Source organism: Arthrobacter sp. TE12232 (genome assembly GCF_054062615.1).
The window spans coordinates 4,232,549-4,246,091 of record NZ_JBSSFK010000001.1; the positions used below are offsets into that span (position 1 = coordinate 4,232,549).

Annotated in this window: 14 protein-coding genes and 1 other RNA gene; 8 read left to right on the forward strand and 7 right to left on the reverse strand. The window is 67.5% G+C overall.

From position 1 onward, the window contains the following. The first annotated feature begins 6 nt into the window (after positions 1-6). Genes ACVWZ7_RS18925 through ACVWZ7_RS18935 form a run of 3 tightly spaced genes read left to right on the forward strand, consistent with a single transcriptional unit; the run spans position 7 to position 2,811 of the window. Complete coding sequence (locus ACVWZ7_RS18925; protein ID WP_456508741.1) at positions 7-963, forward strand: NAD(P)-dependent oxidoreductase; 957 nt, start codon at positions 7-9, stop codon at positions 961-963. Positions 964-976: 13 nt separating this feature from the next. Beyond that, positions 977-1,747 (forward strand): SDR family oxidoreductase, encoded by a 771-nt coding sequence (locus ACVWZ7_RS18930; protein ID WP_456508742.1) that lies wholly within the window; start codon positions 977-979, stop codon positions 1,745-1,747. Beyond that, positions 1,747-2,811 (forward strand): L-idonate 5-dehydrogenase, encoded by a 1,065-nt coding sequence (locus ACVWZ7_RS18935; protein WP_456508743.1) that lies wholly within the window; start codon positions 1,747-1,749, stop codon positions 2,809-2,811. Before ACVWZ7_RS18930 ends, ACVWZ7_RS18935 begins: the two co-directional genes overlap by 1 nt. Before the next feature lie 76 nt (positions 2,812-2,887). Here ACVWZ7_RS18935 and ACVWZ7_RS18940 read toward each other — a convergent pair whose 3' ends face one another. After that, complete coding sequence (locus tag ACVWZ7_RS18940; RefSeq protein ID WP_091256819.1) at positions 2,888-3,616, reverse strand: FadR/GntR family transcriptional regulator; 729 nt, start codon at positions 3,614-3,616, stop codon at positions 2,888-2,890. A 263-nt stretch (positions 3,617-3,879) separates the two neighbouring features. On the opposite strand from ACVWZ7_RS18940, the gene gndA reads away from it, so the two are divergent. Both gndA and ACVWZ7_RS18950 read left to right on the forward strand, forming a co-directional pair. Beyond that, positions 3,880-5,316, forward strand: a complete 1,437-nt coding sequence (gndA, locus tag ACVWZ7_RS18945) for an NADP-dependent phosphogluconate dehydrogenase (RefSeq protein WP_116768654.1) — start codon at positions 3,880-3,882, stop codon at positions 5,314-5,316. 90 nt (positions 5,317-5,406) lie between these two features. Further along, positions 5,407-6,240 carry an oxidoreductase gene (locus ACVWZ7_RS18950; RefSeq protein ID WP_116768653.1) on the forward strand — a complete coding sequence of 278 codons (834 nt, stop codon included), beginning with the start codon at positions 5,407-5,409 and terminating at the stop codon, positions 6,238-6,240. Between the two features lie 6 nt (positions 6,241-6,246). Here ACVWZ7_RS18950 and epsC read toward each other — a convergent pair whose 3' ends face one another. From epsC to msrA, 3 genes are all read right to left on the reverse strand, one after another. Then, complete coding sequence (gene epsC, locus ACVWZ7_RS18955; protein ID WP_091253804.1) at positions 6,247-6,831, reverse strand: serine O-acetyltransferase EpsC; 585 nt, start codon at positions 6,829-6,831, stop codon at positions 6,247-6,249. 38 nt (positions 6,832-6,869) lie between these two features. Then, the gene (gene cysK, locus ACVWZ7_RS18960) at positions 6,870-7,805 is read right to left on the reverse strand and encodes a cysteine synthase A (RefSeq protein WP_344366354.1); all 936 of its coding nucleotides are present in this window, start codon (positions 7,803-7,805) and stop codon (positions 6,870-6,872) included. 65 nt (positions 7,806-7,870) lie between these two features. Further along, entirely contained in the window at positions 7,871-8,395 is a 525-nt protein-coding gene (gene msrA / locus ACVWZ7_RS18965; protein WP_116768651.1) for a peptide-methionine (S)-S-oxide reductase MsrA, read from the reverse strand. A 99-nt stretch (positions 8,396-8,494) separates the two neighbouring features. Here msrA and ACVWZ7_RS18970 point away from each other — a divergent pair, with 99 nt between their 5' ends. Both ACVWZ7_RS18970 and ACVWZ7_RS18975 read left to right on the forward strand, forming a co-directional pair. Continuing rightward, entirely contained in the window at positions 8,495-9,418 is a 924-nt protein-coding gene (locus tag ACVWZ7_RS18970; protein ID WP_116768650.1) for a Nif3-like dinuclear metal center hexameric protein, read from the forward strand. 123 nt (positions 9,419-9,541) lie between these two features. Beyond that, positions 9,542-10,291 (forward strand): zinc ribbon domain-containing protein, encoded by a 750-nt coding sequence (locus ACVWZ7_RS18975; protein ID WP_456508744.1) that lies wholly within the window; start codon positions 9,542-9,544, stop codon positions 10,289-10,291. A gap of 48 nt (positions 10,292-10,339) precedes the next feature. Here the strand turns inward: ACVWZ7_RS18975 and ACVWZ7_RS18980 are convergent, their stop codons facing one another. Together ACVWZ7_RS18980 and ACVWZ7_RS18985 are read right to left on the reverse strand one after the other, a co-directional pair. After that, positions 10,340-11,104 carry a YaaA family protein gene (locus tag ACVWZ7_RS18980; protein ID WP_456508745.1) on the reverse strand — a complete coding sequence of 255 codons (765 nt, stop codon included), beginning with the start codon at positions 11,102-11,104 and terminating at the stop codon, positions 10,340-10,342. 121 nt (positions 11,105-11,225) lie between these two features. Continuing rightward, positions 11,226-12,191: a slipin family protein gene (locus ACVWZ7_RS18985; protein WP_456508746.1), complete on the reverse strand. Its 966-nt coding sequence runs from the start codon at positions 12,189-12,191 to the stop codon at positions 11,226-11,228. Between the two features lie 111 nt (positions 12,192-12,302). Between ACVWZ7_RS18985 and rnpB the strand changes: the two genes are divergently transcribed. Beyond that, an RNA gene (rnpB, locus tag ACVWZ7_RS18990) (RNase P RNA component class A) lies at positions 12,303-12,696 on the forward strand. Positions 12,697-12,972: 276 nt separating this feature from the next. On the opposite strand, the gene ACVWZ7_RS18995 is transcribed toward rnpB, so the two are convergent. After that, the gene (locus ACVWZ7_RS18995) at positions 12,973-13,224 is read right to left on the reverse strand and encodes a hypothetical protein (RefSeq protein WP_344366329.1); all 252 of its coding nucleotides are present in this window, start codon (positions 13,222-13,224) and stop codon (positions 12,973-12,975) included. Positions 13,225-13,543: the final 319 nt, after the last annotated feature.

Below are 13,543 nucleotides of genomic sequence, written 5' to 3' on the forward strand. Positions count from 1 at the left end.
GGAAATATGGAACTGGACCGAAAGGAAGCCGGGTTTGTCGGCCTCGGGCTGATGGGTGCTCCGATGGCCGCGAACCTCCTCAAGGCGGGCTGGGACGTCAGCGCCTGGAACCGCTCACCTGCGGCACTGGACGCATTCGAGGCACTCGGCGGCTCCCGCGTGGCCCGCGTGGACGAGCTCCGCGACATGCCGGTCATCATCTTCATGCTTCCGGACCTGTCCTACATCGAGGACTCGGCCGCCTCCCTCCTGGCGGGCTGGGCTGCCGAACCGCCCGCCGCCGGAACCGTCGTCGTCGTCGTCATGAGCAGCGTCTCCCCGTCAGCGGTCAAGGAATTCGGCGCCCGGGTCGCCGGGGCCAGCGGTGGCCGCGCCGTCGTCGTCGATGCTCCCGTCAGCGGCGGCACCAAAGGTGCCGTTGACGGAACCCTCGCCATCATGGCAGGCGCCGGCGAGGACGACTTCCGGCGGCTCCGGCCACTCTTTGACGCGATGGGCGGCACCGTGCGGCGCTTGGGGCCGCTGGGCTCCGGCTCGCTCGCCAAGGCGTGCAACCAGCTGATTGTGGGAACCACGACGGCGGCGCTCGCCGAGGCAGCGGAGCTCGCCGAACGCTCCGGCATGGACGTGCACGCCCTGTACGAGGTGCTCGCCGGCGGCCTGGCCGGCAGCCGGGTACTCGAGATCGTGGGACCCCGGCTTGCTGCGAAGGACTATGAGCCCACCGGACCCGCCAAATTCATGCACAAGGATCTGTCCTTCGTGCTCGAAAGCGCCGCCGCCGCCGGCGCCGCAGCACCGATGGCGGCCTCCGGCGTGAAGCTCTACGCGGAGCTCAAGCGCCAGGGCCTGGGGGACCGGGACCTCGCCGTTGTGCGGCAAGCCATCGCCAACCTCGGCGACGCCACACGTGGCAACACCAGCGACAACACCAGCAACAACCCGGCAGCAAAGACCAATTGAGGATCAGCGAACCATGAGTGGACTATTTGACCTGACAGGCCGGACCGCACTGGTCACCGGCTCCAGCCGAGGGATCGGCAATGCGCTGGCCCGTGCCCTGGCCGACGCCGGCGCCACGGTGGTGCTCAACGGCATCAACACCGAACGGCTCAAGGACGCCGAGGCGGCGATGGCCGCGGATTACCCGCCGGGGCGGGTGCACAGTTGCGCGTTCGACGTCACCAGCGACGCCGAGGCCGCCCGGGGCGTCGCCTGGGTGGAAGAGAACGTCGGGCCGCTGGAGATCCTGGTGAACAACGCCGGCATCCAGCACCGCGTCCCCATGCTCGACCTCGACGTCGCCGACTGGGAGCGGGTGATCTCCACGGACCTGACCAGCGCCTTCCTCGTGGGGCGTGCGGCGGCCCGGCACATGATCCCGCGCGGCCGGGGTAAGATCATCAACATCTGTTCGGTCCAGACCGACCTCGCCCGGCCCACCATCGCCCCGTACGTTGCGGCCAAGGGCGGGCTGCGGAACCTGACCCGGGCCATGACTGCGGAATGGGCCGGATCGGGGCTGCAGATCAACGGGATCGCGCCGGGCTACATCCACACCGAAATGACCCAGAACCTGGTGGACGACGAGGCCTTCAACGCCTGGATCCTGGGCCGGACCCCGGCGCACCGGTGGGGGACCGTGCAGGACCTGGCCGGACCCGCGGTGTGGCTGGCGTCCAGCGGCTCGGACTTCGTGAACGGCCAGACCATCTTTATCGACGGCGGAATGACGGTGGTGGTCTGATGCGCGGCGCAGCAGAACTCCCGGCCACGGCCGCCGCCGTGGTGGCCCACGCGGCAGGCGATCTCCGGATCCAGGACATTCCCGTGTCCGAGCCGGCACCCGATGAAGCCGTCGTCGAAGTGGCCTTCGGCGGTATCTGCGGCTCCGACCTGCACTACTGGCTGCACGGCGCCGCGGGGGAGTCCGTCCTGAAGACACCGCTGGTGCTCGGGCACGAGATTTCCGGGACCGTGGTCCGCGCCGCGGCGGACGGATCAGGCCCCGCCGCCGGCACCGCCGTCGCGGTGCATCCGGCCACCCCCGGTCCGGGTGCGGCGCGCTATCCGGCGGACCGGCCGAATCTCTCCCCGGGCTGCACGTACCTCGGCAGCGCCGCACGCTTTCCGCACACCGACGGCGCGTTCAGCCGGTATGTGAACCTGCCGGTGCGGATGCTCCGGGCGCTGCCGGAGAGCATTGGCCTGCGCACGGCGGCGCTGATCGAGCCTGCCAGCGTCGCCTGGCACGCCGTCTCCCGCGCCGGTGATGTGGCCGGAAAGACGGCACTCGTGATTGGCAGCGGACCCATCGGGGCCCTGGCGGTCGCCGTCCTCAAACGCGCCGGCGCAGGCCGGATCGTCGCCGTCGACATGCACGCCAAACCGCTGGAAATCGCCGCGGCCGTGGGAGCGGATGCGGTCCTCAAGGGCGACGACGCCGGCGCGATCGCCGCCGTCGAGGCCGACGTCGTCATCGAGTCCTCGGGCAGCCACCACGGCCTCGCCTCGGCCATCCAGGGCGCAACCCGCGGCGGCCGCGTCGTGATGGTCGGCCTGCTGCCTACCGGCCCCCAGCCGGTCCTGATCTCGCTGGCCATCACGCGCGAGCTGGAGCTGGTGGGCTCGTTCCGCTTCAACGACGAAATCGATCAGGTCATCGGCGCACTCGCCGACGGATCGCTGGCGGTGGACCCGGTGGTCACGCACACGTTCACGCTGGACCGCGGAATGGAAGCGTTCGAGGTGGCCAGGAACTCCTCAGCTTCAGGCAAGGTCCTGCTGGACTTCCGGCCGTCCCCGGCGTGAGGGGCGCCGCGATGGTTTCCACAGCGGACGCCGTGCCGGCGATCCTAGGTGCGTTGGGGCTCCTGGGATCGCCGCCTCAGTGGCGCTCAACGGGTACAAACACCCGCGGCTGGTTCTTCCAGCTCGGCTCCATCTCCGCGATCGTCTCCCGCATGATCCGGTCCGAGGCCTCGCGCGCCGCGGCGGTGTCCCCGGCCGCGATGGCCTCGGCGACGTCCACATGCCACTGCAACGCAGTCTCCCGCGGGTGGTCCGGCATCAGGCCGTGGACGGTGCGGCCGGTCAGGGTTTCGGTCACCTGGCCCACCATGTTGGCGAACATCTCGTTGCCGGAGCCGGTCAGTAACAGCGAATGGAACAGGATGTCTAGCTCCAGGAACCGGGGCACGTCCCCGGCCTGCCCGGCGTCGCGCATCGCGTGGGAGATCTCTACGAGTTCCTGGCGGAGTTCCTGGGGGGCGTTGGCTGCTGCGAGCTCGGCAGCCACGGGCTCGACGGCGGTACGGAGCTCGGCCAGGGAGCGCAGCTGCGCGCCGCGGCCCTCGCCGGCCAGGCGCCAGCGGATCACGAGCGGATCGAACGGGTTCCACCGGCTGGAGGGCAGGACCCGGATGCCGACGCGCTTGATGGTCTCCACCAAGCCCAGGGACTGGAGGACCCGGACCGCCTCGCGGACCACCGAGCGGGAAACCTTGAGTTCCTCCTCAAGGTGCTCGGCAAGCATGACGTGCCCGGGCGGAAGCTCGCCCGCTACAATCCGGGTCCCGAGGTGCTCAATGGCACGATGGTGGAGGCTGGTTGACATAGTCGTAAGCATAATGCCGCGGGCCTCATCCAGGCCGGGCGGCGGGGCGGGTGCCGGGGATCATAGACTGTTTGTGACGCGCAGTGTTCCGCTACGTGGGCGCTGCTTTCCCGCAACCCGCGGAAATACATATGGTTTATAGACAGCCACTGAACCTCAAGCGCGGGTTCCGCCCCATGCGGCACGACCTGCCCGAGTCCTACATGAACGTCGTACCGGAATCGCCGTACGGACGTGGTGTACAGAAATGAATTGGAGTTTTGATGTCAGCACACATCGGTGTCACCGGCCTCGCGGTGATGGGGGCCAACCTCGCACGCAACCTGGCCCGGAACGGCTTCACCGTTGCCCTGCACAACCGGTCCGTGGAAAAGACGGACGCACTGCTCGCCAAGCACGGTGACGAGGGCGACTTCGTCCGCACCGAAACGCTGCAGGAACTGGTGGACTCCCTGGAGAAGCCGCGCCGCGTCCTGATCATGGTCAAGGCCGGCAAGCCGGTGGACTCCGTGATCGAACAGCTCGAACCGCTGCTGGAACCCGGCGACATCATCATCGACGCCGGCAACTCGCACTACGAGGACACCCGCCGCCGCGAGGCCGCCCTGGCCAAGAAAGACCTGCACTTCGTCGGCATCGGCGTCTCCGGTGGTGAAGAGGGCGCCCTGAACGGCCCCTCGATCATGCCGGGCGGTTCCAAGGAGTCCTACGACGCCCTCGGCCCGCTGCTGGAAAAGATCGCCGCGCACGTCGACGGCCAGCCCTGCTGCGCCTGGATCGGCACCGACGGCGCCGGACACTTCGTCAAGATGGTCCACAACGGAATCGAATACGCCGACATGCAGGTCATCGGCGAGGCCTTCGACCTGCTGCGCTCGGGCGCTGGAATCGAACCGGCCGACCAGGCCAAGATCTTCGAAGAGTGGAACAAGGGCGACCTCGCCTCCTTCCTGATCGAGATCTCGGCCGAGGTCCTCGGCCACGTCGACGCCAAGACCGGCAAGCCGTTCGTCGACGTCGTGGTGGATGCCGCCGGCCAGAAGGGCACCGGGCGCTGGACCGTTATCTCCGCGCTTGAGCTCGGTTCCCCGACCTCGGGCATCGCCGAGTCCGTGTTCGCCCGGGCCCTGTCCTCCCAGGCCGAACAGCGCAAGCTGGCCCAGGAACTGCTGGCCGGCGGCGAGGCCGCCGTCGAGGTCCCCGAGAGCTTTGTCGAGGACGTCCGCCAGGCGCTCTACGCCTCGAAGCTGGTCTCCTACGCGCAGGGGCTGGACATGCTCACGTCCGCCGCCAAGGAATACGGCTGGGACCTGAAGCTGGACGAAATCGCCTCGCTGTGGCGCGGCGGCTGCATCATCCGTGCCGAACTGCTCAAGGAGATCACGAAGGCCTACGCCGCGGCGGAGAAGCCGGCCAACCTGCTCTTCGCCCCGGCCTTCACCAAGGCGATCGCCGACGTCCTCCCGGCCTGGCGCCGCGTGGTGTCCACCGCGGTCCAGCTCGGCATCCCGGTGCCGGTGTTCTCCTCCTCGCTGGCCTACTACGACGGCCTGCGCCGCAAGCGCCTGCCGGCCGCCGTCATCCAGGGCCAGCGCGACCTCTTCGGCGCGCACACCTACGGCCGCGTCGATGCAGAAGGCACGTTCCACACCCTCTGGGGCGAGGACAAGTCCGAGATCGAGGCAGTCGACACCCACTAGCGCGACTCCGGACGGCCGGCGCCTTTCCAGATACTCTGGGAGGCGCCGGCCGTCCGTGTTTCCGGCGACACCTGCCAAGGAGTTCAGCCCATGTCCCAGCCCGTAGCGTTCGTCACCGGTGCATCCACCGGGATCGGCTTTGAAACCGCGAGGAAGCTCGCCGCGGCCGGCTTCACGGTCTATGCCGGGGCCCGCAGGGTGGAGAAAATGGAGCCGCTGAAGGCCTCCGGCGTCAACGTGGTGGCCCTGGACGTGACGGACGAGGACTCGATGAGCGCCGCCGTCGGGGAAGTGCTGGCCGCGCACGGGCGCATCGATGTCCTCGTCAACAACGCCGGCTACGGGACGTACGGCTCGCTCGAGGAGGTGGAGCTCGCTGAGGGGCGGCGGCAGTTCGATGTGAACGTCTTCGGCCTGGCGCGCATGACGCAGCTCGTGATCCCGGCCATGCGGGCAGCGCGTGCGGGCAGGATCATCAACATCTCCTCCATCGGGGGAAAGATGTACGAACCGCTCGGCGCCTGGTACCACGCGACGAAGTTTGCCGTGGAGGGCCTGAGTGATTCGCTGCGGCTCGAGCTCAAGCCACACGGCATTGACGTGGCGATCATCGAGCCCGCCGGGACGCAGTCGGAATGGGGCGCCATTGCGGCGCAGGGCCTGTTGGCCAGTTCCGGGAGCGGCCCCTATGCGGCCCAGGCCAGGGTCGTGGCGGCCGCACTGGGCACTACGGACAACCCCGCCAGCTCGACCCGGCCGGAGCTCGTCGCGGAGGCAATCCTGCACGCGGCCACCGCCCGCCGGCCCAAGACGCGTTATCCCGTGGGCGCCAGCGCCCGGGGGATCCTGCTGCTGCGCCACCTGCTGCCGGACCGTGCGTTCGACGCCGTCCTCTGGAACATCTACAAGCGGTTCCCCGGGTAAGGGTGCCTAGATGCGGTATTCGATCAGGTACTCGGCCGGGTCGACGGCGGGTTTGGTCTCGCGCTGGGCGTCGCGGTGGCGCCAGGTGGCGGGCACGCCGGTGACGATGGATTCGGCCGGGGCGTCTTTGACCACCACGGCATTGGCTCCGATGGCGCTGTCGCGGCCGATCGTGATGGGCCCCAGGACCTTGGCGCCGGCACCGATCACGACCCGGTCCTCGATGGTGGGGTGGCGCTTGATCTTCGCGAGCGAGCGGCCGCCGAGCGTCACGCCGTGGTAGATCATGACGTCCTCGCCGATCTCGGCGGTCTCGCCGATGACCACGCCCATGCCGTGGTCAATGAAGAAGCGCCGGCCGATGGTGGCTCCCGGATGGATCTCGATGCCGGTGAGGAACCTGGCCAGCTGGGAGATGAGCCGGGCCGGGAACCGCAGCGCCGGGTTTTGCCACAGCCGGTGCGTCAGGCGGTGGAACCAGATCGCGTGCAGGCCGGAGTAGGCGAAGAAGTTCTCAAAAGAACCCCGAGCCGCCGGGTCGTGGGACCGGGCGGCGTCGAGGTCTTCCTTCAGTCTTGCGAAGAAGCTCACAAAGACCTTTCTGGGGAATCGTGGGGCAGCGGCCGGGCTTAGCCGCGGATGTCGTCGTACAGCACAGTGGAGATGTAACGCTCACCGAAGTCGCAGACGATGGCAACAATGAGTTTACCGGCGTTCTCCGGGCGCTTGGCGAGTTCCAGGGCCGCCCAGACGATGGCGCCGGAGGAGATGCCGCCCAGGATGCCTTCCTTGATGCCGAGATCGCGCGCGACGCGGACGGAATCCTCCAGCGTGGCGTCGATGACCTCGTCGTAGACGTTGGTGTCGAGGATATCGGGGATGAAGTTCGCGCCGAGGCCCTGGATCTTGTGCGGGCCCGGGGCGCCGCCGTTGAGGATGGGGGAGTCCTTGGGCTCGACGGCGATGATCTGGACGTCGGGCTTGCGCTCCTTCAGGACCTGTCCGACGCCGGTGACGGTGCCGCCGGTGCCGACGCCGGCGACGAAGATGTCCACCTTGCCGTCGGTGTCCGCCCAGATTTCCTCGGCCGTGGTGCGGCGGTGGACCTCCGGGTTGGCCTCGTTGGCGAACTGCTGGGCCCAGATGGAGTTCTCCGTGTTGGCCACGATCTCCTGGGCCTTCTCCACGGCCCCGCGCATGCCCTCGGAACCGGGGGTCAGGACAATCTCGGCGCCGTACGCGCGCAGCATGACCCGGCGTTCCGTGGACATGGTTTCCGGCATGGTCAGGATGACCTTGTAGCCGCGGGCCGCGCCCACCATGGCCAGGGCGATTCCGGTGTTGCCGGACGTGCCTTCGACGATCGTACCGCCGGGCTTGAGGGCCCCGGACTTCTCCGCAGCATCGACGATGGCGACGCCGATCCGGTCCTTGACGCTGTTGGCCGGGTTGTAGAACTCCAGCTTGACTGCCACGGTGGCGTCAAGGCCCTCGGTCAGCCGGTTCAGCCGGACCAGCGGAGTTCCGCCCACCAGCTGGGTTACATCGTCATAGATCGGTGCCATGTATGTATGCCTGTCTTTGAAGAGGGATAACTGAGGTCAGCCTAACGAGCGCGTGCAGACCCTAGCTAAGCATTAAGCCATGCAGAGTAATATTTCCTCGCCTTGGCCAGCTTCGGGTTGATGATCACCTGGCAGTAGCCCTGCTCGGGGTACTTGGCGAAGTAGTCCTGGTGGAAATCCTCCGCCACATGGAACTTCGGCAGCCGGCTGACCTCGGTGACGATCGGATGCCGCCACAGGGCCTGGTTGCGTTCGATGGCCTCCTCGAACAGGATCTTTTCCTCGGTGGTCTCGTAGAACATCGAGGACCGGTACTGCGTGCCGACGTCATAGCCCTGCCGGTTCAGCGTGGTGGGGTCGTGGAGGGCGAAGAACATGTCCAGGATGACGTCGGCGGGAATGACGTCCTCGTCGAACGTCACCGCCACCACCTCGGCGTGGCCGGTGGTTCCGGAGCATACGGAGTAGTAGTCGGGGTCGCGGTCATGGCCTCCGGTGTAGCCCGAAACGACCGAGCTGACGCCCTTGGTTTTCTGGTAGACGGCGTCGAGGCACCAAAAGCAGCCTCCGCCGAGGACAAAAGTTCTCATGATCTCTTCAATGGTTCGGCGCCCCCGATGATTCCCCAGCCACCTTACGAGAGTGTTACAGGTGACGGGGCCGGGCGCGGATAGGGTAAAAATGGGGGTATGGAACCTGTGAACACCGATGTTTCAGCTGAGTCCGACGGCGTTGCTGTCGCCGTCGACGGCGCTACCGGCACCGGGGAGGCCCCCGGCACGGCAACGCTGGGCGCGATCCAGCTGGCGGTGGAGGAGCTCTGGCCCGAATCGCTCGCCGAGGACTGGGACGAGGTGGGCCTCGTGGCGGGCCACCCGAACGCCGAGGTGCACAGGGTCCTCTTCGCCGTCGACCCCACCACCGAGGTGATCGAGGAAGCCATCGAATTCGGCGCCGAGCTGCTCATCACCCACCATCCGCTGCTGCTCAAGGGCGTCACGAGCGTCGCCGCGAACACCGCGAAGGGCAAAGCCGTCCACCGCCTCATCGAGTCCGGAACCGCGCTGATGACCGTGCACACCAACGGTGACTCCGCCGTCGGGGGCGTCTCCGACGTCCTGGCCGATGCGCTGGGGCTGCAGAACGTGGCCCCGCTGACCCCGGCCGCGAACGGGCTGCCCGAGGAAGGGATCGGCCGGGTCGGCGATCTTGAAGAGGTCCTGACCCTGGGTGACTTCGCAGCCCGCGTGTTCGGCATCCTTCCCTCGGTGGCCGGCGGCGTGCGCGTCTCCGGGGACCGGGACGGGCTGGTCCGGCGGGTTGCTGTCTGCGGCGGCGCCGGCGATTCCCTCTTTGGCGAGGTCCGGGCCAGCAACGCCGATGTCTACCTGACGGCGGATCTGCGCCACCACCCGGCCTCGGAAGCCCGGGAGGCAGCGGTCAACGACCGGCCCTACCTGATCGACGTGTCACACTTTGCCAGCGAGTGGCTGTGGCTGCCTGCAGCCGCCGAAGCGCTGGGCAATGTGCTCGCCGATCAGGGGCACGACGTCGAGATCCGCGTCAGCACCACCAACAGCGACCCCTGGGACTTCATTCTGACTCCGGGCTAAGCCTGGCGTGCGAGGGGCCCCCGGGTGAGCGTAGCGAGGCCGGGGAGCACGCTAGGCGCTAGAGTCTTAGGAGCGCCGGTACGGTGCCCGGCTCCGGCCGGAAGGGAACAAGCGGAGGTAATAGTGGCCAAGGCAGCACCGGCGGAACAGTTGAAGTTGCTCGAATTGCAGGGACTGGACGCCAAGCTCAAATCCCTGTCCAACCGCCGCCGAAGCCTTGAAAGCGACTCCCGGATCACCGACCTGGAATCAGCCCTCGGCATCGCCAACGGCGAACTTGGTGCCGCCAAGGTGGCAGTCCACGATGCTGAACTTGAACTCAAGCGCGCCGAGGCGGACGTAGAGCAGGTGGCCTCGCGGATCGAACGCGATGAGGCCAAACTCAACAGCGGCACGGGCCTGTCCAAGGACCTCGTCGCCCTGCAGCGGGACCTCGTCTCCCTCAACAAGCGCCGCTCTGACCTCGAGGACGTCGAGCTCGAAGTCCTCGAACGCCTCGACTCGCTCCGCGCCCGCCAGGCCGCGCAGCAACAGATCGTCGACGACATTCAGGGCTCCTTCGGCTCCATCCGCGCCGAACTGGATGAGCAGCTGGCCGAGATCGACGCCGAAGCCACCGTGGTGCGCGGCAAGCGTGCCGAGTTCGCCGCCGGACTCGACGCGGGAATGCTCGCGGTCTACGAGAAGACCCTGGCCAAGCGCGGAGTGGGTGCGGCGCGGCTGTTCCACGGCACCTCCGAAGGCTCCGGCATGCAGCTCAGCCCCGGGGACCTCGCCGAGATCAAAGCCGCCGCCGATGACGACATCGTCTTTTGCCCGGACTCCGGCTGCATCCTGGTCCGTTCGGCCGAGTGGGCCGGACCCCCCAACTAACTCGCAGCTCAGGCCGTTTTGAGCGCTCAAAACGGCCACAACTGCGATCTAGTTGGGCAGGATGATGTTCAGGGTGCGTGGCTTGCGGGCCGTGCCCTCGACGAGTTCCGCAACCCACTTCTCGGCCGCCGCCTTCTGGAGCTGGGCGGGCGTCCGGGGGGCGTTGCCCCTGCGGGTGAGCAGATGCCGGGCCAGCTCGCCGCGGGTGTGCTTGGCGAAGTGGCTGACCACCTTGCGCACACCGGCGTTCTCGGTGAAGACATTGACAGCGACCGTCTGTTCCGGCGGGGGAGTCCAGGCCGCGGAGTAGGTGCTGGACCGGCAGTCCACCAGCAGCTCACCGGCGGTGGCCGCCGCCAGGGCATCGCCCAGTTGCGGCTTCCAGAACGAGGCGAGCCGTCCGACGTCGGGCAGCGAGGTTCCCATCGACAGCCGGTAGGCCGGCACACGGTCCGCGAAGCGGATGGCACCCCATAGCGCCGAAACCACCAGGACTGATGCGTCGGCCTTCTTCCGCTGCGCCGGGGTCAGGGAGTCATAGCCCAAGGCGTCATAGAGCACCCCGGAATACACCTGGTGAGCCGGGGCGGCCGGTTCTGCGTGCAAGCGCGTGTTGCGTTCGACGTCGGCACTCAGCGATGCGCCGACGCCCAGCAGGGCCAGGGCGTCCTCGTGGGCGCTGACGGTGCCGAGGGCGTCGAGGACCTTGGCCCGGGCGCCGTTGAGGACGGGAAAGCTCAGGGTGTTCCAGTCGGCGGCGTCCCCGCCCGTCGCGGGAGTCTTGCCCTCCGAGGGCGGCAGCAGAATTAGCACCGTACGATCTTACCGGCGGGCACCTGCCCGGGATGTCAGCTCGCCGGACCCGACCGGCGGCCCGCCGGCGCGGAGGGCTCCGAGGGGACGGTTGCCGAGGCGGTGGACGCCGGTATGGCAACTACGCGGCCTTGATCGGCGACTCCGGGGACGCTGCCGGCGGCTCCGCGGGTACCGGTGCCGGTGGCTCCGCGGGTACCGGTGCCGGTGGCTCCGCGGGTACCGGTGCCGGTGACTCCGGGGGTGCCGCGCCCGGTGCCGCTGCCGGGTTGCCCGCCAGCCACGCTGCCGCACTCCCGGTCCCTGTCCTGGCCGCGAGGTCCTCGCGTGCCAGGAAGGCGCCCAGCTCGGCGATGGTGCTCATCAGGGGAGCCGGGAAGACGACGGTGGAGTTCTTGTCTACCCCGATCTCCACGAGGGACTGCAGATTCCGCAGCTGCAGGGCCACGGGATGGGCCATCATCGTGTCGGACGCCTCGCCGAGGGCCACGGCCGCGATCGACTCACCTTCGGCCGAGATGATCTTGGCCCGCTTCTCCCGTTCTGCCTCGGCCTGACGGGCCATGGCCCGCTTCATGCTGTCCGGGAGCTGGATATCCTTGAGCTCCACGAGGGTCACTTCGACGCCCCATGCCAGGGTCAGGGCGTCCAGGATTTCCCGGATATCGGTGTTGATGCGCTCGGTCTCGGACAGCGTCTGGTCCAGGCTGTGGCGGCCGACCACCTTCCGCAGGGTGGTCTGGGCGATCTGGTTGATGGCCGCCCCGACGTCCTCGATCGCCACGACGGACTTCACGGCGTCGATCACCCGGAAATAGGCCACGGCCGAAATGTCCACACTGACGTTGTCCTGGGTGATGATGCCCTGCGACTGGATCGGCATTGTCACGATCCGCAGGCTCACCAGCTGAAGCCGGTCCACTACCGGGATGATCAACCGCAGGCCGGGCATCCGGACCGCGACCACGCGCCCCAGCCGGAACAGGACGCCCTGTTCGTACTGGCGAACAATCTTGATCGACATCCTGGCGACAATAAGCACCAGGACGAGCGCGAGCAACCAGCTGAAGATGGCGGTCCAGTTCATCGAAATCGCGTCCTTGGCTAGCAGGAATCCTGGTCCAATTCTCCCACCGTGCGCCCCAAAAGGCTCCGGTGGGGCGGCACCGCCGAGCGAGACCGTAGAATGAACTGCGGATGGGTTGACCAGGCGGCCGCGCGTCACGCAAGTGGCTCGAGGAACGTCCGGGCTCCGCAGAGCAGGGTGGTGGGTAACGCCCACTCGGGGTAACCCGCAGGCCAGTGCCACAGAGAACAGACCGCCTGCGTGCGGCGTGTGCTTGCACAGGCCGCAGGGCAGGTAAGGGTGAAACGGTGGTGTAAGAGACCACCAGCTTCCCGGGTGACCGGGAAGGCTAGGTAAACCCCACCCGGAGCAAGGCCAGACAGGGCACGATTGAGGGCTGCTCGCCCGAGTGTCCGGGTAGGCCGCTGGAGGGCGTCGGCAACGGCGTCCGTAGATGGATGGCCGCTACTCCCGCGCCGGCAACAGCGCGGGAACACAGAACCCGGCGTATCGGTCAACCCATCCACTCACTGGACCGGTTTCCCGCGGGATTTCGGGGAATTTTGCCTAAATGGCTGCCTTTGAGCCCTGCTTGGTTCGGGCCGATTTGATTGAATTTGATGGGGTCCGGCCGGGCTGTTTGCCCCTGATTTGCCCCTAGGCGGGCAGGTATCCGGGGGCCGGTTCCCCACTGGATGGGGCTAACGAGTCCATGGATTCCCTGCGGCTCAGGGCACTATGCCTCATGGAAGAAAACCCTCGTCAGTCGTGATGACTGACGAGGGTTTTCTGTGCGCCGTGGTTAGTAGCGGACGACGTACGTCCTGCTGAACCGATAGCTGACCTTGCCCGCCAACGTGCCCTTGACGCGCACGACGTACTTGTCGCCTTTGCTGTCCACGGCCGGCGGCCCCCAGACCTTAGTGGTTGCATTCCAGCCGCCCGCAAAGATTTCGCCATTCAAGAACCAGCGGTATTCCAGCTTGGTGCCCTTGGGCCAGCCATACGTGTTCGCCCCCAGGATTGTTCCTGGAGTGACGTAGACGGTGGACACGCCGGCTGTGCAAGGCGCGGCAGTTTCGGCACATGAGGCGGGAGTGCCTCCGTTGGCGCTGGCAGGGGCCGCAACGGTGAGCGCTCCGGCTCCCAGGGCAACGGAAAGGGCGGCAGTGGCCGCCGCTTTGCGGAAGATCGATCGTTTCAATGCTGGCACGGCTCCCCGTACCTCCTGTCGGTTCGTTGGCAGATATCTTGTGACTGCTGAACGCTTCCGACATACACCGGCTAAGGCGCCCCCAAGCATGAGTATAACCACACGGGCAACACTGGCATCAAGGGTGCCCGGCCTAGGCGGGCAGGAACCCCGGAAGCCT